At 33.2% G+C, this 25,408-nt stretch carries 26 protein-coding genes and 1 tRNA gene; 14 read left to right on the top strand and 13 right to left on the bottom strand.

From position 1 onward, the window contains the following. Positions 1 to 5: 5 nt before the first annotated feature. The gene (gene rny, locus CIGN_RS03360; RefSeq protein WP_086226155.1) at positions 6 to 1,562 is read right to left on the bottom strand and encodes a ribonuclease Y; all 1,557 of its coding nucleotides are present in this window, start codon (positions 1,560 to 1,562) and stop codon (positions 6 to 8) included. Next, the gene (locus tag CIGN_RS03355; protein WP_086240907.1) at positions 1,492 to 2,121 is read right to left on the bottom strand and encodes a 5-formyltetrahydrofolate cyclo-ligase; all 630 of its coding nucleotides are present in this window, start codon (positions 2,119 to 2,121) and stop codon (positions 1,492 to 1,494) included. The genes rny and CIGN_RS03355 overlap by 71 nt, the downstream gene beginning before the upstream one ends. Positions 2,122 to 2,179: 58 nt before the next feature. Between CIGN_RS03355 and CIGN_RS03350 the strand changes: the two genes are divergently transcribed. The 4 genes from CIGN_RS03350 (at position 2,180) to CIGN_RS03335 (ending at position 5,067) form a co-directional block, all read left to right on the top strand. Next, the gene (locus CIGN_RS03350) at positions 2,180 to 2,719 is read left to right on the top strand and encodes a TlpA family protein disulfide reductase (protein ID WP_086302220.1); all 540 of its coding nucleotides are present in this window, start codon (positions 2,180 to 2,182) and stop codon (positions 2,717 to 2,719) included. Then, entirely contained in the window at positions 2,719 to 3,579 is an 861-nt protein-coding gene (gene ftsY, locus CIGN_RS03345; RefSeq protein WP_086229295.1) for a signal recognition particle-docking protein FtsY, read from the top strand. Before CIGN_RS03350 ends, ftsY begins: the two co-directional genes overlap by 1 nt. A gap of 8 nt (positions 3,580 to 3,587) precedes the next feature. After that, positions 3,588 to 4,928, top strand: coding sequence for a DNA repair protein RadA (gene radA / locus CIGN_RS03340; protein ID WP_086302219.1), 1,341 nt, complete (start codon positions 3,588 to 3,590; stop codon positions 4,926 to 4,928). 52 nt (positions 4,929 to 4,980) lie between these two features. Continuing rightward, positions 4,981 to 5,067, top strand: a tRNA-Leu gene (locus CIGN_RS03335). Positions 5,068 to 5,688: 621 nt separating this feature from the next. Here CIGN_RS03335 and CIGN_RS08180 read toward each other — a convergent pair. Beyond that, positions 5,689 to 5,859, bottom strand: a complete 171-nt coding sequence (locus CIGN_RS08180) for a hypothetical protein (RefSeq protein WP_187692246.1) — start codon at positions 5,857 to 5,859, stop codon at positions 5,689 to 5,691. An 82-nt stretch (positions 5,860 to 5,941) separates the two neighbouring features. On the opposite strand from CIGN_RS08180, the gene CIGN_RS03330 reads away from it, so the two are divergent. From CIGN_RS03330 to CIGN_RS03295, 9 genes are all read left to right on the top strand, one after another. Continuing rightward, positions 5,942 to 6,553: a hypothetical protein gene (locus tag CIGN_RS03330; RefSeq protein WP_086302218.1), complete on the top strand. Its 612-nt coding sequence runs from the start codon at positions 5,942 to 5,944 to the stop codon at positions 6,551 to 6,553. A gap of 248 nt (positions 6,554 to 6,801) precedes the next feature. Further along, positions 6,802 to 7,017, top strand: a complete 216-nt coding sequence (locus CIGN_RS08465; RefSeq protein WP_309543864.1) for a hypothetical protein — start codon at positions 6,802 to 6,804, stop codon at positions 7,015 to 7,017. A gap of 26 nt (positions 7,018 to 7,043) precedes the next feature. Further along, positions 7,044 to 7,253 (top strand): hypothetical protein, encoded by a 210-nt coding sequence (locus CIGN_RS08120; protein WP_143297683.1) that lies wholly within the window; start codon positions 7,044 to 7,046, stop codon positions 7,251 to 7,253. Positions 7,254 to 7,769: 516 nt separating this feature from the next. Beyond that, positions 7,770 to 9,167, top strand: coding sequence for a dynamin family protein (locus tag CIGN_RS03320; RefSeq protein ID WP_086302216.1), 1,398 nt, complete (start codon positions 7,770 to 7,772; stop codon positions 9,165 to 9,167). Then, on the top strand, positions 9,164 to 11,572 hold the full coding sequence (locus CIGN_RS03315) for a dynamin family protein (RefSeq protein WP_086302215.1): 2,409 nt from the start codon (positions 9,164 to 9,166) through the stop codon (positions 11,570 to 11,572). Before CIGN_RS03320 ends, CIGN_RS03315 begins: the two co-directional genes overlap by 4 nt. A gap of 10 nt (positions 11,573 to 11,582) precedes the next feature. Further along, on the top strand, positions 11,583 to 12,206 hold the full coding sequence (locus CIGN_RS03310; protein ID WP_086302214.1) for a glycoside hydrolase family protein: 624 nt from the start codon (positions 11,583 to 11,585) through the stop codon (positions 12,204 to 12,206). Between the two features lie 21 nt (positions 12,207 to 12,227). After that, positions 12,228 to 15,377: an ATP-binding protein gene (locus CIGN_RS03305; protein ID WP_086302213.1), complete on the top strand. Its 3,150-nt coding sequence runs from the start codon at positions 12,228 to 12,230 to the stop codon at positions 15,375 to 15,377. Beyond that, positions 15,374 to 15,958 (top strand): HNH endonuclease, encoded by a 585-nt coding sequence (locus CIGN_RS03300; RefSeq protein WP_086302212.1) that lies wholly within the window; start codon positions 15,374 to 15,376, stop codon positions 15,956 to 15,958. Before CIGN_RS03305 ends, CIGN_RS03300 begins: the two co-directional genes overlap by 4 nt. A gap of 11 nt (positions 15,959 to 15,969) precedes the next feature. Next, entirely contained in the window at positions 15,970 to 16,359 is a 390-nt protein-coding gene (locus tag CIGN_RS03295) for an SMI1/KNR4 family protein (protein ID WP_086234586.1), read from the top strand. A 626-nt stretch (positions 16,360 to 16,985) separates the two neighbouring features. On the opposite strand, the gene CIGN_RS08175 is transcribed toward CIGN_RS03295, so the two are convergent. The 10 genes from CIGN_RS08175 to CIGN_RS03245 form a co-directional block, all read right to left on the bottom strand. Then, positions 16,986 to 17,375 carry a GIY-YIG nuclease family protein gene (locus tag CIGN_RS08175; protein WP_181892522.1) on the bottom strand — a complete coding sequence of 130 codons (390 nt, stop codon included), beginning with the start codon at positions 17,373 to 17,375 and terminating at the stop codon, positions 16,986 to 16,988. A gap of 224 nt (positions 17,376 to 17,599) precedes the next feature. Next, positions 17,600 to 17,794: a hypothetical protein gene (locus tag CIGN_RS03285; protein ID WP_086302210.1), complete on the bottom strand. Its 195-nt coding sequence runs from the start codon at positions 17,792 to 17,794 to the stop codon at positions 17,600 to 17,602. Positions 17,795 to 17,882: 88 nt separating this feature from the next. Next, entirely contained in the window at positions 17,883 to 18,386 is a 504-nt protein-coding gene (gene luxS / locus CIGN_RS03280) for an S-ribosylhomocysteine lyase (RefSeq protein WP_086302209.1), read from the bottom strand. A 39-nt stretch (positions 18,387 to 18,425) separates the two neighbouring features. Beyond that, positions 18,426 to 18,914: a flavodoxin FldA gene (gene fldA / locus CIGN_RS03275; RefSeq protein WP_086302208.1), complete on the bottom strand. Its 489-nt coding sequence runs from the start codon at positions 18,912 to 18,914 to the stop codon at positions 18,426 to 18,428. A gap of 2 nt (positions 18,915 to 18,916) precedes the next feature. After that, positions 18,917 to 19,228, bottom strand: coding sequence for a DUF2325 domain-containing protein (locus tag CIGN_RS03270; RefSeq protein ID WP_086226164.1), 312 nt, complete (start codon positions 19,226 to 19,228; stop codon positions 18,917 to 18,919). Positions 19,229 to 19,502: 274 nt separating this feature from the next. Then, positions 19,503 to 20,348 (bottom strand): 1-aminocyclopropane-1-carboxylate deaminase, encoded by an 846-nt coding sequence (locus CIGN_RS03265; RefSeq protein ID WP_086302207.1) that lies wholly within the window; start codon positions 20,346 to 20,348, stop codon positions 19,503 to 19,505. Continuing rightward, positions 20,338 to 21,324, bottom strand: coding sequence for an OmpA family protein (locus tag CIGN_RS03260; protein WP_086302206.1), 987 nt, complete (start codon positions 21,322 to 21,324; stop codon positions 20,338 to 20,340). Before CIGN_RS03260 ends, CIGN_RS03265 begins: the two co-directional genes overlap by 11 nt. After that, positions 21,324 to 22,685 (bottom strand): MotA/TolQ/ExbB proton channel family protein, encoded by a 1,362-nt coding sequence (locus CIGN_RS03255; RefSeq protein WP_086224690.1) that lies wholly within the window; start codon positions 22,683 to 22,685, stop codon positions 21,324 to 21,326. The genes CIGN_RS03260 and CIGN_RS03255 overlap by 1 nt, the downstream gene beginning before the upstream one ends. An 89-nt stretch (positions 22,686 to 22,774) precedes the next feature. After that, a complete protein-coding gene (gene fbaA / locus CIGN_RS03250; protein WP_086302205.1) occupies positions 22,775 to 23,839 on the bottom strand; it encodes a class II fructose-bisphosphate aldolase in 1,065 nt (354 codons plus the stop codon). A 12-nt stretch (positions 23,840 to 23,851) separates the two neighbouring features. Then, positions 23,852 to 24,664 carry a peptidylprolyl isomerase gene (locus CIGN_RS03245; protein WP_086302204.1) on the bottom strand — a complete coding sequence of 271 codons (813 nt, stop codon included), beginning with the start codon at positions 24,662 to 24,664 and terminating at the stop codon, positions 23,852 to 23,854. Between the two features lie 110 nt (positions 24,665 to 24,774). Between CIGN_RS03245 and nth the strand changes: the two genes are divergently transcribed. Further along, positions 24,775 to 25,398 carry an endonuclease III gene (gene nth, locus CIGN_RS03240; protein WP_086228243.1) on the top strand — a complete coding sequence of 208 codons (624 nt, stop codon included), beginning with the start codon at positions 24,775 to 24,777 and terminating at the stop codon, positions 25,396 to 25,398. The last annotated feature ends 10 nt before the right edge of the window (positions 25,399 to 25,408 follow it).

The following is a 25,408-nucleotide window of genomic DNA, read 5'->3' as shown; positions in this document are numbered from 1 at the left end:
CGCCCCTATTTTGCATACTCTACGGCTCGTAATTCCCGGATTACATTTACTTTAATCTCGCCTGGATATTGCATTTTGCTCTCTATCTCTTCAGCAATCTCTTTAGCCAAAAGCACCGCTTCATCATCATTGACCAACTCAGCATTAGCAATAACCCTAATCTCACGACCGGCATTTATAGCGTAGGCATTTTTGATGCCTTCTTTTGAATTTGCGATATTTTCTATCTCTTCAACTCTTTTTAAGAAACTCTCAAGCACCTCTCTTCTAGCTCCAGGGCGTGCCGCAGATAAGGCATCAGCAGCACAAACTGCTGCACACTCTACGCTTAAGGCTTCTTCGTGTCCGTGATGAGCATAAATAGCATTGATTACAACCGGATGCTCCTTATATCGCTTGCAAATTTCAGCCCCTAAATCCACATGGCTACCTTGGTATTCGTGCGTTAAGGCTTTGCCGATATCGTGTAAAATACCAGCTCTAATAGCTAGTTTCTCATCTCCGCCAGTTTCAGCTGCGATAATACCTGCTAAGTGAGCGACTTCTAGGCTATGAGCTAAGGCATTTTGACCATAACTAGCCCTAAATTTCATCTTGCCTATTAATTTGACAATTTCAGGATGAACCTTGGTAATTCCTAAATCAATCAAGATATTTTCGCCCTCTTCTAAGATACTAGCTTCAAATTCTTCGCAAACTTTTTGATGGATTTCTTCTATTCTAGCAGGTTGAATTCTCCCATCTTCAACCAAAAGCTCAATAACCCTTGTAGCGATAGCTCGGCGATAGAGATTAAAGCTAGAAAGCACGATAGCATGGGGCGTATCATCGATTATGATATCCACGCCAAGCACCATTTCAAGAGTTTTGATATTTCGCCCTTCTTTGCCGATAATGCGACCTTTTAACTCATCATTTTTGATATCTACTACATTAATCAATCTCTCAGCAGCAAACTCCCCAGCAAATCTACTAGTGGCTTGAGCTAAGATATAATTTGCCTTTTTCTTAGCTTCTCTTTTTGCCTCTTCTTCGTATTTTCTAACGATATGAGCGATATCGGCACGGCTTTTCTCTTCAACTTTTTTAAGTACCAATTCTTTAGCTTCATCTTGAGTAAGACCGGCTATGCGCTCCATAGTTTTTAACACTTCATCAATCTTTTCTTGATATGAATTTTTTAAATTCAAACCCTCTTCATATAGAGCATTAGCTCTATTTTGACTCTGTTCTAGATCATTTTTTAGATTGTTTAAGCTCTCTTTTTGAGATAATAAATTTTGCTCTTTTTTATTTATTTCATCAAATTTTTGGTTATACTCTTTTTGAAGCTTGCTGCCTTTTTCCTCATATCTTTTTTTAGCTTCAAATTCAGCCTCACTTACCTTGACTTTGGCATCTTTAAGTACGCTTTCGGCTTCAAATTCAATAGCCTTAGCCTTAGCCTTAGCCTGTTCTAAAAATATACTATAATTAGCATCATTTATCTTTTTAGATATTAGCCAACCACCACCGGCTCCGAAAATTAAGCCTCCTAACCCCACTAATGACATCTCTATCATAACATACCTTTTTAATATATTTTGTAGTAGGTGTGATATAAAAGTCCGCACAAATATCATGTGCATCACAAATTTTATCATTAATATACATATCTTTTATGCTCACAAACACAATAACTGGTCTATATCCTAGACTATCAAAAAATCTATCATAAAATCCAGCACCATGCCCTACTCTAGCCATATTTGTATCTACTGCAATTACTGGCACTATTGCCATATCTATCTTTTTTTTATAAGCATTTGAATCTCTTGCTTCTTTAATTCCAAATTTAGATACAAAAAAGGGCAGACGCAATTTTACCATTTTTAAGCTTTTATCTACCATAAATGGGACAAATATTGTACAATTTTTTGCTAACTTGCGTCTAAGCATTATCAAATTTGGCTCTGTTTGCATCGGAGTAAAAATCAATAAATTTCTTACTTTATAAAACTTAATTAGCCTTAAAATATCAAAATTTAGTCTATTTTTATAACTATTAGCTACTCTTTTGGACTCTTTTTTTAGAGCGGTTTTAGCCATTTTTCTATAAGTTTGTTTATCATATTTAACCATAATATTAATCTTTATTTAGTATAATTGCAACATTTTACCAAAAAATTAGGAAAATATGATGAAATTTAAAATCTTTTTAGTAGCAGCCTTGCTAGTATTTTTTACTGGCTGCGATGATAAAAATGACAAAGAACCATCTACGCCATCAGTTATGCAAGCTGACTACTCAAAACCATTTAAACTCCCATTAAACGATGGCACAGAACTTAATATACAAAAGCGTAATGATGGATATGATATTGATATTAAAGATAAGGCAGTATTTTTAAATTTCTTTGCTACTTGGTGCCCTCCATGCAAAATAGAAATTCCATATCTTGTATCGCTTCAAGATAAATTTAAAGATAAGCTTCAAGTCATTGGAGTATCAGTTGATGAGATAAGTCTAGAACAAGCAAATGAATTTAAAGAGTTGTTCAATATCAACTATCCAATTGCCTATACCAAGGAAAATGAGTATCTAATCTCATCGCTTGGCGGTGTAGTTGGAATTCCCTTTAGCATTTTATACTATCCAAATGGCAAATTTGCTACATCTTATAGCGGATTGGTGCCTATTGAAATGCTTGAAAATGATATTAAAAAGGTGATTAAATAATGTTTAGCTTCCTTAAAAAAGGTCTTGAAAAGACCATAAGTGCCTTTACTGGTTCTAAACCAGCAGATAAAAAAATTACTAAAGATATTCTTGAAGAGCTTTTATTAGAAGCAGATGTGCCATATGAAATAGTACAAGAGATTATATATTACCTTCCACCACGTGAAATAGTTGATAAAGCTGATCTATCTAGAGTTATGCAAACATACTTTATGTATGATAGCAAAAGCATAGAAGCTAAGCCATTTGTTATGATGATATTGGGCGTAAATGGTGCTGGCAAAACAACTACAATAGCCAAATTAGCAAATTTATTTAAATCAAATTCAAAAAGTGTTATTTTGGGTGCTAGTGATACATTTAGAGCTGGTGCAATAGAACAACTACGCCAATGGGCAACCAGATTAGAAGTGCCAATAATTGCTTCAAATCAAGGCCACGACCCGGCCGCTGTGGCTTATGATACCATTAGCTCTGCTGTGGCTAAAGGGATGGATTATGCGATTATCGATACAGCTGGAAGATTACAAAATCAAAAAAACCTAGCAAGTGAGCTAGAAAAGATCTCAAGAATCAGCGATAAAGCCCTAAGTGGCGCTCCACATCAAAAAATTCTAATATTAGATGGTACACAAGGAAGTGCTGGAGTTGCTCAGGCTAAGGCATTCAATGAGATTATAAAGGTCGATGGAGTAATAATCACTAAGCTTGATGGTACTGCTAAAGGCGGTGCATTATTTGGAATTGCTAGAGAGCTTGAATTGCCTATTTTATACATTGGTGTTGGCGAGAGCAAAGACGATTTAATTAAATTTAATCCAAAAGAGTTCGTAGATACTATCTGCGATGCTATATTTTAAAAATAAAAATGGCAAAGTTAAAAACTCTATTTGAATGTGAAGCGTGTGGAAATCAGCAGAGTAAATGGATGGGAAAATGTCCTCAATGTGGTGCTTGGGAGAGTTTTATAGAGCTTAGTAATGAGCAAATAAAAGCAAGCCAAGAATTAGCAAAACTAACTAAAACTATAAATAACGCAACTCCAATATCTCAAATTCAAATAGAACAGATAAAACGCAAATCCACCGGCGATAATGAGCTTGACCTTGTATTAGGTGGTGGAGTAGTAAGTGGTTCGCTAGTTTTAATCGGCGGAAGCCCTGGTATTGGCAAATCTACTCTACTGCTTAAAATTGCTTCAAATTTAGCTAATGATAATCAAAAAGTCTTATATGTCAGCGGCGAAGAGAGTGCTAGTCAGATCAAATTAAGAGCCGATCGCCTAAATGCTAATAGCGATAATCTATTTTTGCTTACTGAGATTGATCTTTCATCTATACTAGCTGAAGTGGCTAAAAATGAGTATAAAGCTATAGTTATAGACTCTATCCAGACTTTATATAGTGATAAGATTAGCTCCGCACCAGGCTCTATATCGCAAGTTAGAGAGATTACATTTGAACTAATGAGGTTAGCCAAAAAAGAGGATATAGCTATATTTATCATTGGCCATATAACCAAAGAAGGCTCTATAGCTGGGCCTAGAATTTTGGAGCATATGGTAGATGTAGTATTATATTTTGAAGGCGATAGCAGCAAAGAGCTTAGAATTTTAAGAGGGATTAAAAACCGCTTTGGAACAACTAGCGAGGTTGGTATCTTTGAGATGAGAAGTAATGGGCTAGTAAGCGCTAAAGATATCAGTAGCAAATTTTTTACTCGTGGCAATGCCGTTAGTGGCTCAGCTATTACTGTAACAATGGAAGGAAGTCGTGCGTTAGTAGTAGAAATTCAAGCCTTAGTATGTGAAAGCAGCTACCCAAAAAGAATCTCAACTGGATTTGATAAAAATCGCTTAGATATGATTTTAGCACTTTTAGAACGTAAGCTTGAGATTCCACTTGGTCATTATGATGTTTTTATCAATGTTACAGGCGGAGTAAAAATCAACGAACCAGCCTGTGATTTAGCCGTAGTTGCTGCGATAATATCTAGCTTTCGCAACCGCCCAATATCTAAAGAGAGCGTATTTATCGGTGAGCTTAGTTTAAATGGAGAGATTAGAGAAATTTTTAACCTTGATGCAAGACTAAAAGAAGCCGTATTTCAAAAATTCAAAAACGCCATCACTCCAAACAAACCACTAGAAACCTACCCTATAAAAACATTCGTAGCCAAAGAAATAACCCAAGTTTTAGAATGGATGTAGCTAAATTTATAATATTTTAATCTAAATTGAGCTATAATTTTACTCTTTTTAAGCCTGAGTGGTGAAACTGGTAGACGCGCTAGACTCAAAATCTAGTAGGGGCAACCCTGTGTCGGTTCGAGTCCGACCTCAGGCACCATCACCCCATTTTAATACTTTTCTTAAACTTTCACAAATTGCTAAAATATTCACAAAAAATATTAAAAACAAAATTCCAATCACAAAAATTCAAATCTATATTTTAAATTTAAATTTTCATATCTCATTTTATTTACTCTCACCCATTAAACACCCATAAAATCAAATAAAAGATTTTAAATTTAAATATAAAAAATTGTTTTTAATCCTTATCAAAAAATAAATTTTTATATTTAATTATAAAAATAAGTAAATTTTTTCATTTTTTGCTATAATCCCGCCTAAATTTTACTAATAAGGAGAAAAAATGAAAGGACTAAAGACTACTATAGTAGCAAATTCCGCTACTACCCACACATTCTAAAAAACTAAACAATCCCAAAATCTTACTATCATCAATCGCAATTGTTGTCCTATACTCTGCTAGTTTCTCTGATGGCAAGTCTTATTGCCAAATGACTAACAACAACAAAACATGTATTATAAGCGACAAAAAACACAACAAATACTATTATTCTTTTCCCTAAAACAGATCAAACTACCGAGGTAACTGGACAGAGCATAATTATAAGAAGTAAAACTAATGTTACCAGCTACAGTCTCTATGCCGCTTTTATAGGCTCTAGAAAAGCTGATGAAAATGAAATAGAATATCTGGTGGATCATCAGTAGGAGGACCTAGACCAGACAAAAGACCAAGCACCGCCAATATAGGTGCCGGATATACTGGCGCACATGGAAATGTCAATTCAAGTGCAAGTAGAAATACTATAATCATCTCTGGAGAAGGCACAAATGTAAAATCTACATATGTCATGGGTGGCGGGTTTATGACGACAATGGTTCTGTAAATGACAATAATGTAATAATTAAAGATGGAGCCACAGATTTCAGAAATTATTGGCGGTACAAGCGCCCAAGGAACCGCAAACCAAAACGAATTAAATATCGCTGGTAGTGTGAGTGCTGGTACTAGTATAACTGGTGGTATAGGTCAAATTGACGCTAGTGATAATAATATATTAATCAGCGGAGATAGCGCTGGAGCAATAATCGGTGGTCAAAGCACCCAAGGCACCGCAAATAAAAACAATATTATCATCGGCGGAAGTGTAACTGGCAATGTAACTGGCGGTGAAGGTAAAATCAGCTCTGAAAACAACAACATAAAAGTAGCTGGTAATGTAGGTGGCACAGTAATCGGTGGTAAAACAGATAGTGGTTCAGCTAGCAATAACATAATAAGCGTAGCTGGTGACACCCAAGGTGATATTATAGGTGGTCAAATCTTAGATCCTAATGGCCAAACTAGTGGCAACCAAATCACTGCTAATGGCAATGTAGATGGTAATATCTATGGTGGTTATAATGAATCAACACAAAAGATCCAAGGTAGCAACAATACAATAACCCTATCAGGTAACCTGACTAAAGTAACTGGTAATATCCAAGTAGGTGATAAAACTAGTAATAGTGGAATACCCTAAACATAAATACCAAGAACCCAGTAACCCTAGAAGGTAATACTAGTGGTGCTAAAACCATCAGCATAGCAGCAAGCAATGTAGGTGATGGTGATAGCAAATATATCGGTGCTAGTTTACTAGCTAGATATGACTTTGGTAGCACTACGGCATCTAGACCATATATAGAGGGTTCTGCTAGATTTGGTAAAAACTACAATAGATATGAAAATACCAATATTACTAGCAATGGAAAACACGCTAAATATGATATGGATACAAACTACTTTGGTATCCATGTGGGTGCTGGGTATGAGTTTAAGATATATAATCAAGCTCTTGATATATATGCTAAATATCGATATAATAACCTAGCTGGTAATGAAGTAGAAATCATGTATATACCATATGAGTTTAAAGCTGTCGAATCTCACAAACTAATAACTGGTACTAGATATAAAGTAGTCTATATCCTACTAGCAACTTAAAACTCTCACCTTATGCTGATGCGGCTTTGGATTATGAGTTTAAAGGTAATGCGGATGTATACTCATATGGATTGGCTGTGGATTCACCTACTTTAAGTGGTGCTTCTGCTATGCTGCTAGAAGCTGGTCTAAGTATCGATGCTAATAGAGGCTTTAGTGTAGATGTAGGTCTATTTGGCCACTTAGGCAAAAGACAAGGTATCAATGGTATAGCAAATCTTAAATTTGAATTCTAATCTACAATTTGAATTCTAAAATATTTTAATCTTTAAAAGCCTTTGGGTTTTTAAAGATTATTTGAATTTTAGAAATCTTATTTATATTATATGGGTTTTTTAAAGCTTTTTAAACTTTAAAAACCTTTTGGGGGTTTAAAATCTTTGATAGTTTTTAAAGATTTTAAAGCTTTACCTTTTTTTAAAAAACTCTTCTAAATTCTTTAATATCTTTTAAATCCCAAATCCCCAAGAATTAAAATTCTAGATATCTCCAAAGTAAACTTTTAAAACAAAATCTAATTTTATCAGCCCAACCACCACCCCAAATTTCAATAAAATATCTATATTATCCCCAATTTTTATTATAAAATAAGAAAATTTTTATCTATTTTTGTTATAATTTTCGATTCAAAATTTGGTTTAAGGAAATTTATGAAAAGCGTTACCCCCCCCCTATTTTTTAATTTTATTTTAGCACTTTTTCTTATAATAACCAAGTTTATATTTCCCTTTAAAAAGAAAGTTTTTTAATAAATGCTAGTTAAATGCAAATGCAAAAAAGATTCATTTCAAAATATTTTTGAGTTTATGAATTACACTGAGTTTGTCTTGGGGCAAAAATTTTCCTATAAGAAAAAAGATTTAAGTAAATATTATTTCCATGCATATTGCGTTTTGCTAAATGATATGCTAAAAACACATAGTGGTAGTTTGCATCAGTATGCAAAACTAAGACATAATATAGATTTAGATTCTGATATCAAATTGTCTATTAAAAAGATAAAAAATAAGCTTATCCTTGGAAATAAGGTTGATTATAGGTTTGTATTGGTATCACAGCTATTACACGCTTTAGAGCTTTTAAATATAAATACACTAAAAGAAGAAGACAAAAGTGTTGTTGCAAAAAAGCTGTGTTTTTCTAAAAAGAATTTTGCTCTTGCTTTAGAGTATGCAAAAGATCATGGTAGAATTAAAAATGAAAGAATATTGAAATCTTTTGTGGAACATGTAAATTTTAAAGACTCACACAATAAATATAAACAAACAAAAGTTAAACACATTGGAATATGTGCAAATATGAGTTGCGGCAAATCTACCTTTGTAAATGCTCTTTTGGGAAATGATTTTTTGCCAGCTAGAAACGAAGCTACTACTGCTTGTATTACTAGCGTATACGACTATGACAACGCAAAAAATATGATTGGTGTAGCAGTAAAAAATGATCACATATATGCTATTGGTGATAATATGGATACAGTAACTATTAATAAGTGGAACTCAGAAGCCGATCATATGATTCTAGAGTCAGATTTGGATAATATAAGCAATAATAATATAGTTGTAGCCGTTCATGACACTCCTGGTATAAATAATAGTGGCAATGACAACCATAGAAAAATAACTATGAATTTTTTAAGTCAAAATAAAATGGATGCCATTATATACGTAGCAAATGCCGAGCAATTAGGTACGACTGATGAAGAAAAGCTTTTAAAGGATCTATTAAAATTAGGAGCACCATTTACGATTTTTGTGCTAAATAAGGCTGATAGCATAGATACTGAAAAAGAAAGCATGAAAAAAATCATAGAAGATTTTAGAAAACAAATTGTAGATATAGGATACAATAAAGACTCTAAAATTTTTCCTATATCATCAAAGGCAGCTAGGCTTTTTAAAATGGCTTTAAAAGGTGATGCAGATAAGTTTAGCGCATCTGAAAGAGCTTCTTTTGGCTCTCTTTTTGAGTATTTTATAGAAAATACGGATCTAACTAAGACCGGATTTAAGTGTTCTTGCGATGATGACACAGAAATCACTGTAGGCAGAGAAGTATTCTCTAAAAACGATATTAAAAAGGCTTTAAATAACTCTGGGCTAACAGTCTTAGAAAATGAAATAGAAAAGCTACTAGGAGGAACAAAATGAAAGAGATTAAGTTAAGCTATGATGCTTATAGGATGGAGGCAAGTTGTGCTGATGGCAGCATGAAGGATTTTTTTGCACCAAAATTTGGAAAAATCCCTTTAGATAAATGGTGCAATGACTTTTTAATAGAAGTTGTAAAAAATGAAAATTCTAATGTTTGCGTAGAACTTAGCGCATTAGAGCGCGACTGCGAAACAATGGAAGATGCTGTAGAAGCATACAATGAGCAAAACAGTGATGGATTTAAAATCACTTTTAAGGCAAACATACAAAAATCAATAGCAACCAACTCAAACGTAAGCCAAAAGCTTAAAAAGCTAAATGATATTTATAGCAGAGTCAAAGAAGATAGTTGTCCGTTTGAAGAGCTAAAAAACAATGCCAATATAGATAGGAATTTTCAAAAGGCTCAAGATCAAGAATATGAAATTGCAGTTGTAGCTACAATGTCAAGTGGAAAATCTACTTTAATAAATGCAATGCTTGGTAGAGAATTATTACCAGCTAGAAATGAAGCGACAACTGCTACCATAGCTAAGATTTATAATACAAATATAGATCATTATAGCGCTACAAGCTATGACGCTGATATGAATCTTTTAGATAGCAAAGATCCTTTAGGTCTAGATGATATGAATATCCTTAATAATAATCCAAATACAGCTTATATAAATATAAAAGGCAAAATATCTGGAATTTCTACCGATGGTCTAAATCTCATACTCTCAGACACTCCAGGGCCAAATAATAGTAGAACAAAAGAACACGAAAAACATACTTATAAATTGATAAAAGATGCTGATTATAAGCCTATGGTTTTGTATATATTAAACGCTACCCAGCTTGAAATACAAGATGATCGCAATTTACTAAAAGATATATCGGAAGCCATGAGAAGTGGTGGTAGAGAAGGAAGTGATAGGTTTATTTTTGTGTTAAATAAGGCAGATGAATTTGACCCAGAAAAGGGAGAAACAATAGCTAAAAAAATAGAAGATACAAAAAAATATCTAGAAAAAGAAGGTATAAAAGATCCAAAAATTTTCCCCTGTGCATCAAGGTTGGCAAAACTAATTAGACAAGATTTAAATGGTGAAACACTTTCTTCTAAAGAGAAGTCAAGTTTGCGCGGAGATGTTGCTTTGTTCGTAGATGAACCAAATTATCATTTTTCAGACTTTGCTCCACTCTCAGATTCGGCTAGAGCTAAAATAAACGAACAATTAAAAGCTGCAAAAGAGCACAATAGCGAAAAAGAAGAAGCTTTGATCTACACAGGAATTCCAGCTGTGGAGGCTGCTATTAGTGAGCATTTGGAAAAATATGCTTTACCTAAAAAAATTACAGAGATTTTGCATTCATTTAGCACGATTGTAAAAAATCTAGAAATTGAAGCTAAAGAGCTGAGCAGGCTAAACTCGAGTAAGAGTAAAATAGAAAAAACCAGAAAAGCGATAAATGAAATCAACGCTCAGCTTAGCAACGGTAAGAAAAGCGATGAGTTAAAAGCTAGAATAGATGCTCTTAGTGTAAGTGATGATGTAAAAAGAGACCTTGAAAAGCTAACTGGTAAGAAAACTAGAGAGTTTTTAGATATATTAACTAGAAAATATAAAGGAAACCTACCTACCAATGAAGCCAAAATAAAAATAGGAATTTTAAAAAATGAAATAGAAGAATTTGGTAATAAATTTGCTATTGATATAGAAATGTTGTTAAATACAAAAATAGGTGATGAAGCAGGCAAGTATGTTGATGAGTATAATAGATATGTGGTTGATTTAGTTGGAAGTGCATTTAAACATGATGTAAATCCGGCTGCCATTTTGGGAAGTTTGGTAACTATTTCTTTTGAGGCTGATTCTTCTGATTATGAAGAAACAATTACAGAGGAGGTGGGAACCCACATAGAAACAAGAACAAGAACCGTATATCAAACCAAAACTAAAAAAGTAAAAAAAGCTCAAGGTGGATTCTTTGGCGGTCTCATGAGAGGGTTTGGCTCTATTTTTGGTAATGATGATTGGGGGTATGACGAGGATTATGAAGAGTATGAAGTCCCTGTTAATGAAGAGTATGATGTAGAGGTTACAGACTATGAAAAACGCAAATATGTAGATCTAGGAAGATTAGCAATGGATAAAGGTCAAGAGTATTTTGAAAAAGTTACGCAGCATGCTCAAAAGTTAGCATTAGAACAATCTATCGAAGAAGAAAGAAAACTAAAAAATAATTTCAAAGAAGCTTTCGATGCTGTCAATATAGCAATTCAGAAAAAAATGGATGATTTAGATGCTAAATTAGGTAGTGAAAAGGAGCTGGAAAAGGCTATTGAAGAAAGCAATAAGAAATTGGTTTGGTTGAATAATTTTGAGACTGATATCAAGAAAGCATTAGTATCATAAAGGATAAAAGATGATTTCAAAGGATTTACAATCAAAAATAGAGTCTAGAAATTTTAATGCTATTCGCTTGGCGCTTGGTGTTGGTTTACAATTTGATCAAAATGTTTTTGGCAATTTTACAGAGATTGTAGGATATTGCAAAGCCAAAGGCATAGAACTAGAAGACTTGTATCAAGAACACGATGGACGTTCAGTAGACCTAGAGGCTACAAAGGATAATTTTGCAGAGTTAATAGGTCAGCTTTCGACAAATTTTTCTCGTCAAAGACTAGAAAAAGTACTAGAAATCACTCAAGCTGTGTGGCCTGAAAAACAAAAAAAGATAACAGTTCAAACTGTAGGTTCTAGTAACAATTTTGGCGAATCTTCTATAAAAAATAGTAATAACTCAAATAAATTTAGAGTGGAGCGAGAGATACCAAAAAACAATTCATCAAATGCAGCTAAATATGATCAAGATGGTGCTAGAATCATATCTAGAAGGCCGGCTAGTGGTAATGTGCAACGCCAAGGATCACATCAAGGACAAATCAAATCAGCTAGCGCAAACAAAAAAGATGTTTCTACCGGCAGTGTTTTGTTGGCTGTGGCTGCAGCCGCTGCCTTGGTAGCTGCTATATTTGTTTTGGCATAAATTTAGTATAAGAGGTAAAAAATGAATGATGTAATTAATCAAACCGCAATAACACAATCTGTTTTAAATGCCGAAAATATTCTTAAAAAAGGATATTTATCAAATATAAGAGAACAAAAACTTATAGAAATAAATTATCCTGTTGAGTCTACTAGCGATCAATTTGTAAATCATCTAAATGAAAATGTTCGCTTTTTTGATATTACACAAATTGTATTAAATAAAAATGAAAACATGAGAGATAAGCTTGTTAGTGTTTTTAATGCTGTGGGTAATGTCGGAACTTCTATTTTGTTTCATATTGATGGCAAAAAAGACAAAGTTTCTATTAGAATAGGTGTTAGAAGAAATTTTGAAGATATCGATAAAGGACTGGCACAAGAAATATTACAAAATAGCCTAGAGGGAAATTTTCCTGGCTCTACTCTTAAACTTTTATCGACTGATGAGCTAAATAATGTTGTACATAATTTTGATACAAATTTAAGAGTCGTTAGTGTAACAGACATTGCCGGCTTGCGCTCAGAAAATGATAGTAAAGATAGACAATTTATGCAAGGCATAGAAAAGGTAATAGAAGCATTAAAGGGAAAAGAATATTCAATGCTTTTAATCGCAGATCCTATTAGTATGCGTGATTTAAATTTGAGTAGACGAGCACTCGAAAATGTTTATTCTAGTCTTGTGCCTTTTAGCGAATCTGAATTCAGCTTTGGAGAGAATCAAAGTGAATCCATAAATGCCTCTATATCGAAATCTACGACTGAGACTTTAAGTGAAGGTATTTCAGAGAGCATAAGCCACACAAACGGAAAGAGCTATAGTAGAGCATTTGGAGTGTCTTACTCACATACTGATGGAAAATCACACAGCACAACTGATGGCTATAGTGATACAAATAGCTCAAGTGTTAATGTAGGCATTGGTGTTGCGGGGATGAATCGCGGAAAAAGTCATAGTGAAAGTCATAGTACTACTAGCTCTGAAAGTTATAGCAATCAATATGGTACGAATCAAACTAACACTAGTTCGCAAAATTCATCTAAGACAGTTGGGATGACTAATACTCAAAATATATCAACAGCTACTGGCATGACGCAGATGCAAGGAGTTACTCAAAATATTGGAACTAGCCAGAGCATTCAAGTTAAATTTGAAAATCATACCATAAAGAAAATGCTAGAACGCATTGATAAAACACTAGAAAGATACAATAAATGTGCTGATCTTGGTGCTTGGAACTGTGCTATGTATTGTGTAAGCGATAAAGCGACAGCACAGATATGTGCTAGCATATATAGGTCGGTCATCCGTGGAGAAAATTCATCATTAGAAAATAGTGCTATGATTCTTTGGGAGCAAGATCAAAATTATGGTATAATGGAGGCTCTAAAGCATATGCAGCATCCTCGTTTAAATGTTAATAATGTTGAGGTAACCCCAGGCGCTTTAATAAATAGTGCTGAACTTGCTATTCATGCCGGACTACCAAATCATTCTATAGCCGGAGTTCCAGTTATAGAGTGTGCTGAGTTTGGTCGTGTGGTTTCATCATACATTCCTAAAAATAATGAATCAAAAATAAATCTTGGTAATATATTTCATATGTTAAAAGATGAAAAAATACCAGTCGAGTTAAATGCAAAAAGTCTTTGTTCGCATACATTTATCACAGGTTCCACTGGTAGTGGTAAGTCAAATACCGTATATGGAATTCTTAATAAACTACCTAGTGAAGTAAAATTTCTAGTAGTAGAGCCAGCTAAGGGTGAATATAAAAATGTATTTGGCAGCAAAGCAAAAGTATATGGCACAAATCCTAGTCTAACTGAGCTTTTAAAAATAAATCCATTTTCTTTCCCAAAAGAAATACATGTTTTAGAACACATTGATAGACTAATAGAAATATTTAATGTTTGTTGGCCTATGTATGCAGCTATGCCAGCTGTGCTAAAAGACGCAGTTGAAAAATCATATGAAGACGCTGGTTGGGATCTCACAAACAGCACAAATGCTTATGGTGAAAATCTATATCCAGAATTCTCAGATGTAGCAAGAAATATTAAAAGTATTATAGACTCATCAGAGTATGATGCTGAAAATAAAGGTGCATATAAAGGCTCATTGCTTACTAGATTAAAATCACTAACAAATGGGCTTAATGGGTTAATTTTTAACCGTGATGAAATATCTAGCGAAGAACTTTTTGATAAAAATGTGATAGTAGATCTCAGTAGAGTAGGCTCTGCTGAAACTAAATCTCTTATTATGGGTGTTCTTGTGCTAAAACTACAAGAATACCGCATGTCTAATGCTAATGGCATGAACTCGGAGCTAAAACATATCACAGTGCTAGAAGAAGCGCATAACCTACTAAAACGCACTAGCACAGAGCAAAGTAGTGAAAGTGCAAATCTAATAGGTAAATCAGTAGAAATGCTAACAAATGCAATAGCTGAGATGAGAACATACGGCGAAGGCTTTATCATAGCAGATCAAGCACCAGCACTTTTAGATATGGCAGTAATCCGCAATACAAATACAAAAATCATCATGCGCTTGCCAGACCAAGATGATAGAGAGCTAGTAGGCAAGGCAGCAAATCTCAATGATGACCAAATCACCGAACTAGCCAAACTACCTTGTGGCGTGGCTGCTGTGTATCAAAATGAATGGATTGAACCTGTGCTGTGTAAAATTGGTGTAGCTGAGAGTAAAAGCGGTACTTATAAGTGCGATAGAACAACTAAAGCAAAAGATGAGTCAGATACTGGTGGAATTAAAATTAAAATAGCAGATCTTTTGTGTAAAGGCATAAAAGTTGGCAAAGAAGAATTAGTAAAAGACCTTGATAAATTAGAACTAAAATCTAGCATTAGAGTAGAAATTCTAAAATATCTACAAAATCCACCAAAAGAAGTTAGTGTTTTACGGCTTGCTCCAATTATGTCAGAATTATTTCCAGTAGCAAAAAGGGCTTTTATGGAATCTTATAAAGCTTTTGTGTCCGATACAAAACAATGGTCTATAGCTACAGATAATGCTTTAGCAATAGAGATTGATGAGCTACGAAGAAAGATTAGACAGTGCATCATTACTGACTATATATGTAATGATGTAGGCGAAGTATCTCAGCTTGAAAAATGGAGTTTTGATGGAGGTAGAATATGATGGTGGAAATAGCCAAAGCTGCTCTTAAAACCATTGAGACCCCTAGCTCTTTTAATCCTGATAAAATATTAGACTCAAATAAGGAATTAACAAAAAACTTTAATGAAACAGGTAACAAAAAGAGTTTTAATCCGGATAAAATGTTGGAGTCGAATGAAAAAAACTGTATAAAATGTCGCAATGAAGATTTGGCTGGGCAAGAACATCCTCAAACTGGTGTACCCTTTAAGGAAAAAACAGTTACTGATGAAAATGGCAATGAAATAAAAGGTGTTTTCCCTGAATTTAAATCTGTATTTGATGCTCAATTGCCTGATGAGTTAGAACAAGCTAGCGATAGCGAGCAATTTAAAGAGTGTAATAAGCAGTTGCAAGAAGCTATAGAAAATGTTCCAGAATTAGCCAGTAAGTTTACTGATGAACAGCTTGAGCAGGTCAAAAATGGGGATACACCTGATGGCTACACTTGGCATCATAATGAAGAAAAAGGTAAAATGCAGTTAGTGGATTCTGAAATACATGCCAAAACAGGACACACCGGCGGTAAAGTTATTTGGGGTGGTGGTTCTGAAAATAGATAAAAGGAGATAAAATGGAATGGAAATATGTAAAAAATACGACTATTGATAGAATTTTGGAAGTTGAAAAACAATATAATATCAAATTGCCAGAAGATTTGAAGCAGTGCATCTTAAGCTATAATAATGGTCGTCCTAGTTATAATATTTTTGATACACAAAAAACAAAGAATAGAACAATAAAAAAACTTCTTTCTTACAATAAAGAAGACAAAGAAAATATTTTCACTTTTGCTAATATTATTGGAGAAGAAAACAAAAATTGTTTCCCTATCGCAATTGATGAGTTTGGTAATTTTATCTGCCTGCAAGATAATAAGATAGTATTGTGGTTGCATGAAACAGCTAGTGTAGAGTTTATAGCAAATTCTTTTAATGAATTTTTGGAGCTTTTGCACAAATAAATTCTAATCTTACTATAAAATTAAAACTTTATTTTTAGATTTTTTGTCTGTAGCGACTTCTAAGATATGTATTTTAATAAATTTACTGATATTCAGTAAATTTATTTTTTGATAAGATTTTTTTTGATTTATAGGTATGAAGTATCAAATAAATTTATTTTTTAAGAAATTTGAAATTTTAAAGAAATTTATTTTTCTGTTTAGCGAATTTAAAATATTAAAAATATTTCTTTTTTTTAAGTAGGAAAGGTGCGCTTTTTGGCAGATGAGTAGCGTGATAGCAAAAACGGTGTAAATCATCGTTTGCGACGCTACGAAAGATAGCAACAACCTTGGCTTCCTTCCTTAACAACCCCCAACCCCCTAGAAAAGCCTTTTAAAGTTGCTGTGCTGGGCGCAGATTTATACCATTTTTATCAAAACTCTTCGAGCTTTAATAAAAATGATTTTGGGGTTAATATAAATTTGAATTTCATTTGTGAGTTATAAATTTTATTAAAATTTTTGTGGTTTTATAAATTTGAAATATCAAAGAAATTTGGATTTTTGGATTGATTTTAGGTTTTTGGTATGAAAATGGGGGGGGGCTAGAATTAAAATAATTTTAAATTCTAGCTTAAGAGCAGTTAATTGCCGTTATAGCCGAAGTCTGTGCGAGTTAATAAAACTTCTTTCCAAAAGCTTTCTCTATTTATTATTATTTCATCATCTATGCTAGATTTAAAAATCTCTAAAATTGAATATTTAAAGTTTTCTTTTATATACTCAAAATCTAATGGCTTTAAAAGCTTATTTCCGCCATGCCTATTTGCTATATAGTTACGCCAACGCCCAAGCAACATATTATCACCATACGCTGAGCCAACATATTTTTTTCCAGTTTTTGTATCTACTATTAGGTACACAGCTTTTTGATTTTCTAAGGCTGTTTTCCATGCAGGTGTTTCTATAAGGCTTTCAAGCTCTCTCCAACTTACATTTACATTATCATAGCCTGAGAATTCTGCTTTTATCACCTCTCTTTTGAGCTCTAAAACCTCTAAATTATCTAGGCAAGTTTCGAGATTTGGATAGCTTTGGCGGAAATCTTTTTTGAAGCCAACTACAAGTTTGCCTATAAATTCAGCGCCGATATCGGTTAGCCTTGTGTTATATTTATAAAGCTCTCTATCTGCTTCTTTTACTGTGCCAACTACACCTAAACTTTCATATATACCTACAAATAGCCACTCATCTTTATTTAAATAGCATAATGAAAGTATATATTTGCGACCAAAGTTCTTTTGAGTTTGGTGGTTTTGGTAATCACTAAATTTCCCACTAAAAATTCATTTAATGGCAATTGCGCATCTCTACCTTGCCCGCCAATAGCACAATGGACTTTAAACTCGTTTTGATTTTCAGCCAAAAATGGCAACAAATCTTTTAATTTCATTTTTACTCCTTTTAAGTTTGATTTTGTATTTAAGCTTCATCTGCGTTTAAATGCCATATCTAAAAGGAGATGAATGTGAAATTAGAGATTACTTAATTTTATTAAGATCTAATTTTATAGCTTCATTATCGATGCGGCTAATGCCTGAATTTAAGATATTTTGCGCTATCTCTTTGGCTTCATCTAGAGAGTGCATTTTGTATGTTCCACATTGAAATTTGTTTAATTCTGGGATATCGCTTTGACTTTTTACAGATAGGATATCATGCATAGATAGTCGCCAAGCCTCGATAACATCATCTATTTTAGGCGTTCCGATGAGACTCATATAAAATCCCGTCCTACAACCCATCGGCGATATATCTATGATTTCAACACTATTTGAATTTAGATGATCTCTCATAAAACCCGCAAAAAGATGCTCTAGTGTGTGAATTCCACGCTCTGGCAAGATATCTACATTTGGCTTACAAAATCTTAAATCAAAAACACTAATATCATCGCCTTTTGGGGTTTTCATCACCTTAGCAAGTCTAACGCCTGGGGCGTTCATAATAGTATGATCTACGCAAAAACTATCAAGTAATGGCATATTCTTTCCTTTATAATTTTTGCGTAATTGTATCAAAAATTAGCTGAAATTTGCTCTGATTTGGTCGCACCAATTTGAAATTCTAGAATCTACTTCATCACCATGGTTGTCAAAATCAAGTGCTAAGCCCACAAATCCGCCATCTCTAGCTGCTCTTGACTCTGTAAAATCATATTTTGGAGCCTCTGTGGCACCTACGATATTTGCGCCTAATTCTGTGCATTTTTCAAACAAAATACCCAAAGCATCGCAATATGTATCATCATAGCTAGAGCTATCACCAACGCCAAATAGAGCAACTGTTTTGCCACTTAAATTTAGCTCAGAAAAGTCAAAAGCATCCATATCATCTTGTAAATCACCGCTACCCCAAGTTGATGAGCCGATTATTAATTTATCAAATTCATTAATCTCATCTGCTGAAGTCTCAGATATATTCAAAACTGTATCGATACCTAAATTTGCTGCGATTTTATTCGCTGCTTCTTCTGCGTTTCCCATTGAACTACCAAAAATTACTGCTGTCATATTTACCTTTCACATTTAAATTCACGATCTAAGCCAAAAACTTTACAATATTCGCAATATACACAACTCACGCTTCTTTTAGCGCAAACTAGCTTGATATTGCGTTTTTTGGCTTGAGTTTTTATCTTTTTCATCGTGTTATGATTTAAAAAACTAGTTAGCATTACAACGCATTCTACCTCTTGAGGTATGGGTTTGCGATTTACTCTATTTTCGTTTCTCGCATCCCAATGCTCTATCTTGCTAACGCCTAAACCTTGTAAAACTGCCCTAATCGGTGCTATCTCATCTGCGCCTATTACTAATACTGACATCTCTTGCCTTTGTAGTATTTTTGATAATTGTTATTATAATCTAGCTATTATAAATTTTAGCTTATTTTGATTATAATTATCAAAAATATTTTTAAAAGCTCTTTTTTTAGCACCATAAAAAGATTAAATTCAAATTTATATAAAATTATAATTGATAAATAATATCAACTATACTACTTTATTCCTCCTTATTTTATCTTGTTTAATTAAGAGCTAAATGATACGATTTAGCTAAAAAAGTATATCTAAAATATAATAACTAAATATAAATTCATTAATTAAATTTTCGTTTATACCTATCTAAAAGCGTAATATTTCCTAATATTCCACCCTGATGAATGTATAAAATTTCATTTTGAAATTTATCTAAATTATTCATCAAAGTAAGCCACCCTACTCCATCATACAGTAATTCAAACTCTATATTGCTATCTAAAAGCTCTTTATATATCTCATAAATTTCAAGATACAACTTACCAAAATGATATTTTTTAGGTGGATTTAATATCTTAACCTTATTAAATGGATCAAGGGTTGAAATTTGCTCTTTTAAATACTTCGCATCGCCTACACAAGGCACGCTCCAAACAGACATATCATTTAAATTTTTAGCTAAAAATGCCGCACTACACCCTGTCCCACTAGGCAAAAATATATCAAATTTTATGCCATTTTTTTTGGCAAAATCCATAATTATCTTAGCTTGTTCTTTAAATCCAAGCTCGGCTTCGCGCATTGCTACACCCTCAGGAATGAAAAGATCTGTGCTTGATTTACATTCATCTTGAGCTGATTTTGATGGGTTAGCACTTATTTTAATATCCATACCATTTTTTAATGCGTAAGCATAATTTCCACATGGATTATTTAATAAAAAATCACAAATATGATTGGTAAAATATATAAATTTAACTCCACGCATTTTAGCCAAAAGACTAATAGAATACATAGCATTTGACTGGCTTGAGCCATATGAAATTATGCGATTTATGTGGTTTAAATTTGAGTTTAGCAAAAAGGCAAGCTTTCTAGCTTTATTACCATTAAACTCGCCACCTATTAAATCATCTCGCAAAACCCAAAATCTACGCCCTCTAAAGTAGATTGGTTCAATTGACACGCTGATTTAAAACCTTATCAATGAAATATTTAGGATCTTGTAAATCAAATTTAATTTTTATCCTAAAGCTTGCTACTGGGTCTTCTAGACCATCTTTTAATATTGGCTCACTATTACTTTTTCCAATAGCAACCAAATATCTACTTAAACTTTCATTTTTATAAATTGCGTAGGCAAATTTCATAATCTCTAACGCTCGTTTTTGGGATAAATCTAGATTATGCATATATCCACCATCGCTATCTGTATGACATTCAATGATAATTTTATTGATATTTTGCACTACTTCAGAACTTAGCATATGATCTAAATATACCTTAAAAATTCGACGTAGGTCAAATTTGGCATCATCCCTAATAACTGATGAGTTAATGTTAAAAATCTTTGCTGCATCCATAGTAATCTCAGCAGTTTTAGGATCTATCTGCGCTATATTTACTAGCTTGGACTTAAGAGATAAAGCGATATTTTCTCTAATTTTTGTATAGTTTTCTAAGCTGCTTTTATAATTTTGTAAGTCGTTTTCAATAGCATCTATTTGAATATCTCGCTGATTGATTTGATTATTTAGATCGTTTATTAACTCCTCTTGCTTATTAATATGTGCTGTTAGTTCATCATTTTTTAAACTAATCACATCCAAGCTATTATTTATAGTTGATGTTGCTTTACTTAGTTCTTTATTTAAATTTAAATAAAGCTGCTCAATATTATTACTATCAGGATTTGATTTTAGTTGCTCAATAAAGCTTTTAATGCTCTCGTGCTTTTTATTTAACTCCTTATTTGCAGCATTTAAAGAAGCGATATTATCATTTAAATCCTTTTGGAGGTATGCTAAATTTGAAGCAGAGATGGAGTATCGTACAACTACTACCCCAACTACTAAAACAAAGATAAAAAATAACCCTGTTATAAGTCCAATATAGCTAAGCCAAAAGCTTGATCTCTCATCATTTGATATATTAATTCTCATCAATCTTTCTTCTCATCACTTGATTTTGATTCTTCTTCATCTGATTTTAAGATGGTTTCAAAGTCAGTTTTTTCTAGCATCTCTAGGGCGATATTTGCTTCATTATCTATCTCTTGGATACTTTTTTTAAGCTCTTCAACAATAACAGTACTACTATCTTTACCTACGCTCTCCTCATCAAATGCATCTTTAAATGCTTGCATACCATCGACAATAGCAATCTTAAACCCATCTAAAGCAAGCTGCTGCTTCTCAAGAATATTTACACTAAACTCCTCTAGCGATCTTTCAAATTTGATGATATTCATACCTAGATTATAAACAGTTTTATCAAGCTTTGCAACTTTCTCATCGCTAATGCTTTGCAGCCTTGCATAACTCTCGCTCCATCTAATTTGTAACTCTTTTATATTGCTATTGAATAAATTTAAAACATTAATAATTTCAGCATGAATCTTAATCATATCTTTTTGATCTCTTTGTGATCTTATTAGCATATCCATTGTCTGTTTAATATGCTCACCACTTACTTTTACAGCTTCCTCTTCAGTCTGTAAAAGCTTAGTAAAATTATCAAATTTTTTCTGCACAACATTATCAAGCTCTTTGAAAAATTCTTGTTTACTAACATAATCAAATATTACTCCAATTTTCTCAAAGCTACCTAATGTCTCTTGCATATATCTTTTTTGAATCTCATCAGAAGTCCAAAAAAACGACATCGTAGCATTCTTTTGTCTAGCAATTAGTCTCTCAAATCTACTAATGCCATATCGCTCAAAAAATATCCACCAAAGCGCTAAAAATATCCCATAAGCACACAAATAAAAAGATGCCCCAATACCTGCAAATAATTGAGTAATCTCGCTCTCTAAACTAAGCATATCAGCTGAGCTTAAAACCGGCATAGATATCCCAATACTCACAAATGTCCCAAAAACTCCAAGCATAGGAAAAACTCCAGTCGCCACAGTTGCAAAGTTGTCATTTCGCACATCTTTAGAGTATCTAGAAGCAAATTCATCAAAGCTGCCATTTGACTTTCTCTCCTTACCAATTGTAAGTAGAGTTTTAATGATATAATTTTTTAGCTCTTTTTTAAATATATCTTTTTTTTGTTCAAATAGGCAACACCCAAGCTCAGCACTATGTCTAGCAAAAGCTAATGCTACAACAAGCATAAGTCCCATAATAATAACAATATCAAGTCCAACTTTAAATTTTATAATATCAAAATAGCACAGTATACACATTATATATACCAAAATAGGTACTAATACAATTTTAAAATATACAAATTTACTCTGTCTATTTCCGCTTTCAGGCAGATATATCTCGCCAAGTTCGCTCTCTTTTTCCATTTAAATTTCCTTTTAATTACACTAAGTTTAACCATCAAAGATAGCTAAGCTTAAAGTAATTTAGCCAAAGATATCTTTGGCTAAATAATTTAATTTTTATTAATACAGTTTAAATCCTCAAAAGCTTCTAAAAGTCTTTTTACCATACTTTCTTCGCCTTCTCTTAGCCATTTTCTAGGATCATAGTATTTTTTATTTGGCTTATCGCTACCTTCTGGGTTTCCTATTTGACCTTGTAAATAGTCATGATTTTTAGCCTCATATCCACGCACACCATCCCAAAAAGCCCATTGAGTATCAGTATCGATATTCATCTTAATCACACCGTAGCTTACTGCTGCTTTAATATCAGCTAACTCGCTACCGCTGCCACCATGAAATACAAAATTTACTGGTTTATTGCTAGATGTATTAAATTTACTCTTAATATACTCTTGAGAATTTTTAAGAATCTCTGGACGAAGCACAACATTACCTGGTTTATAGACACCATGCACATTACCAAAACTTGCAGCTATGCTAAATTTATCACTAATCTTGCCAAGTCTTTCGTATGCTATGGCTACATCTTCAGGCTGAGTGTATAAAAGCGCATTATCTACATTTGTATTATCTACGCCATCTTCTTCACCGCCAGTTACACCAAGTTCAATCTCAAGTGCTATGCCAATGTCGCTTAGAGTTTTTAAATACTCTTGACAAGTAGCCAAATTCTCTTCTAATGGCTCTTCGCTTAGATCTAGCATATGTGAGCTAAATAAAGGAACTTTGCAACTTTTAATATTTTCGCGACTAGCCTCTATAAGAGAATCAATCCACGGTAAAAGCTTTCTAGCAGCATGATCAGTATGTAAAACCACAGGAATTCCATATGCTTGAGCTAGTAGATGAACCTGTTTAGCTCCAGCTATAGCACCAAGTACATCACCATTTGGGCAAGCCTTACCAGCGTAATAGCTTGCGCCGCCATTACTAAATTGTACTATAACAGGCGAATTTGCTTTTTTGGCTGCTTCCATTACTGCATTTATAGAGTGACTTCCTACGACATTAACTGCTGGAATTGCAAAGCCTTCACTTTTAGCATACTCATATAACTTGCTAAGATCCTCACCCCAGACTACGCCAGGTTTAACGATATTTGTTACTCCCATATCATACCCCTATTATTTGTATTCTATTTTTGCACCTTGTCTTAGTTCGTTCATTTTGTCTTGCATTACAGTTCTAAATTTTTCACTTCTTAATTGCTCTTCTATGTTCTTTTTAACTTTATCATATGATACTGTTGTTTTAGCTTTTGAATCCTCTTTTAAGATTACATGATATCCAAATTCACTCTTAACTGGTTTTATAGTGATTGTTCCATTTTTTAGAGCAAATGCAGCCTTGCTAAATGAAGGAACCATTCTAGACTCATCAAACCAACCTAGCTCGCCACCATTCATAGCACTACCTTTGTCTATTGATTTAGTTTTAGCTAGTTCGCTAAATTTAGCTGTTAGTGCATCACCTTTTAAACCTTTTAGCTGTGCGATTATATCTTCAGCCTCTTTTTGAGTACCCACTAAGATATGTTTTGCTTTTGTTTGAGCTGGACTGACAAAAATTGTATCTTTATTTTTATCATAAAATGCTTTTACATCAGCTTCAGAGATTTTTACTTTTTTATATTCATTTTGTGTCCAAACATTTCTTAAAACATTGTCTTGGCTAAATTCAAGAGCTTCTTTATACTCTTTTGTTTTTTCAACACCATCTTTTTTAGCTTGTTCTAAAATCAATTGACCATTAATAGCCATATCTATTAATTGTTTTTTCATTTGATCTGGAATTTTATCAAAATCTGCACCATGCGCACCAAGTAGTGGAGCTAAATCTTTATCAGTAATCTCCTCACCATTTACAGTTGCTAAAACCGCTGCATTTAAACTCATAGTAGCAGCTAAGCTAAGAGCTAGAAATAGACCTTTTTTCATCTGTTTTCCTTCAGTATTAAATTTTAAAATAAGTCCAGTATTATACTATAAATTTGATTATATCTTATTGAATTTAGATTATGTTTTTTATATTTTGTTATAATTAAAACATGAGAAGTAAAAAAGATATAAATGAGATAAAAGCGCTATTTTTAGAGCATTTTAGCGGAGCAAAGACTGAGTTAAATTTTAAAAATCTATATGAGCTTTTAGTAGCTGTAATGCTCTCAGCCCAATGCACTGATAAAAGAGTAAATTTAATCACACCAGCACTATTTGAGGCTTATCCAGACGCACATTCACTTGCTAAAGCAAATTTATCAAGTCTAAAACTGCTAATAAATAGTTGTAGCTTTTTTAACAATAAGGCTATAAATTTAATCAAAATGGCAAATTCAGTTATTAGCGAATTTGGCGGAGAGATTCCATTAGATGAAAAAAGCTTAGTAAAACTTGCTGGCGTAGGACAAAAGACAGCTCATGTAGTACTTATTGAGTATCAAAATGCAAATTTAATGGCAGTTGATACCCATGTTTTTCGTGTCTCGCATAGACTTGGGCTTAGCAAAGCTAAAACGCCAGAAGCTACTGAGATAGATTTGGTTAAAGCTTTTAAAACTGAGCTTAATACTTTACATCAAGCAATGGTACTACATGGACGCTACACATGCAAAGCACTCAAACCAAAGTGTAATGAGTGCTTTTTAAATCACATTTGCAAGGCTAAAATTTAGCTACTAAACT

It is taken from the genome of Campylobacter devanensis, assembly GCF_002139915.1.
Lineage (GTDB): Bacteria > Campylobacterota > Campylobacteria > Campylobacterales > Campylobacteraceae > Campylobacter > Campylobacter devanensis.
This window is presented reverse-complemented; position numbering and strand designations above follow the sequence as displayed.

Coding starts and splice junctions, on each gene's coding strand:
- ftsY (WP_086229295.1), top strand. CDS start 2,719: ATGTTTAGCTTCCTTAAAAAAGGTCTTGAAAAGACCATAAGTGCCTTT.
- radA (WP_086302219.1), top strand. CDS start 3,588: ATGGCAAAGTTAAAAACTCTATTTGAATGTGAAGCGTGTGGAAATCAG.
- CIGN_RS03255 (WP_086224690.1), bottom strand. CDS start 22,685: ATGGAAAAAGAGAGCGAACTTGGCGAGATATATCTGCCTGAAAGCGGA.
- CIGN_RS03245 (WP_086302204.1), bottom strand. CDS start 24,664: ATGAAAAAAGGTCTATTTCTAGCTCTTAGCTTAGCTGCTACTATGAGT.
- rny (WP_086226155.1), bottom strand. CDS start 1,562: ATGATAGAGATGTCATTAGTGGGGTTAGGAGGCTTAATTTTCGGAGCC.
- CIGN_RS03295 (WP_086234586.1), top strand. CDS start 15,970: ATGGAATGGAAATATGTAAAAAATACGACTATTGATAGAATTTTGGAA.
- CIGN_RS03310 (WP_086302214.1), top strand. CDS start 11,583: ATGATTTCAAAGGATTTACAATCAAAAATAGAGTCTAGAAATTTTAAT.
- CIGN_RS03350 (WP_086302220.1), top strand. CDS start 2,180: ATGAAATTTAAAATCTTTTTAGTAGCAGCCTTGCTAGTATTTTTTACT.
- CIGN_RS03355 (WP_086240907.1), bottom strand. CDS start 2,121: ATGGTTAAATATGATAAACAAACTTATAGAAAAATGGCTAAAACCGCT.
- CIGN_RS03315 (WP_086302215.1), top strand. CDS start 9,164: ATGAAAGAGATTAAGTTAAGCTATGATGCTTATAGGATGGAGGCAAGT.
- CIGN_RS03270 (WP_086226164.1), bottom strand. CDS start 19,228: ATGTCAGTATTAGTAATAGGCGCAGATGAGATAGCACCGATTAGGGCA.
- CIGN_RS08465 (WP_309543864.1), top strand. CDS start 6,802: ATGGATACAAACTACTTTGGTATCCATGTGGGTGCTGGGTATGAGTTT.
- CIGN_RS03320 (WP_086302216.1), top strand. CDS start 7,770: ATGCTAGTTAAATGCAAATGCAAAAAAGATTCATTTCAAAATATTTTT.
- luxS (WP_086302209.1), bottom strand. CDS start 18,386: ATGCCATTACTTGATAGTTTTTGCGTAGATCATACTATTATGAACGCC.
- fldA (WP_086302208.1), bottom strand. CDS start 18,914: ATGACAGCAGTAATTTTTGGTAGTTCAATGGGAAACGCAGAAGAAGCA.
- fbaA (WP_086302205.1), bottom strand. CDS start 23,839: ATGGGAGTAACAAATATCGTTAAACCTGGCGTAGTCTGGGGTGAGGAT.
- CIGN_RS03285 (WP_086302210.1), bottom strand. CDS start 17,794: ATGAAATTAAAAGATTTGTTGCCATTTTTGGCTGAAAATCAAAACGAG.
- CIGN_RS03300 (WP_086302212.1), top strand. CDS start 15,374: ATGATGGTGGAAATAGCCAAAGCTGCTCTTAAAACCATTGAGACCCCT.
- CIGN_RS03330 (WP_086302218.1), top strand. CDS start 5,942: ATGGAGCCACAGATTTCAGAAATTATTGGCGGTACAAGCGCCCAAGGA.
- CIGN_RS03305 (WP_086302213.1), top strand. CDS start 12,228: ATGAATGATGTAATTAATCAAACCGCAATAACACAATCTGTTTTAAAT.
- nth (WP_086228243.1), top strand. CDS start 24,775: ATGAGAAGTAAAAAAGATATAAATGAGATAAAAGCGCTATTTTTAGAG.
- CIGN_RS03260 (WP_086302206.1), bottom strand. CDS start 21,324: ATGAGAATTAATATATCAAATGATGAGAGATCAAGCTTTTGGCTTAGC.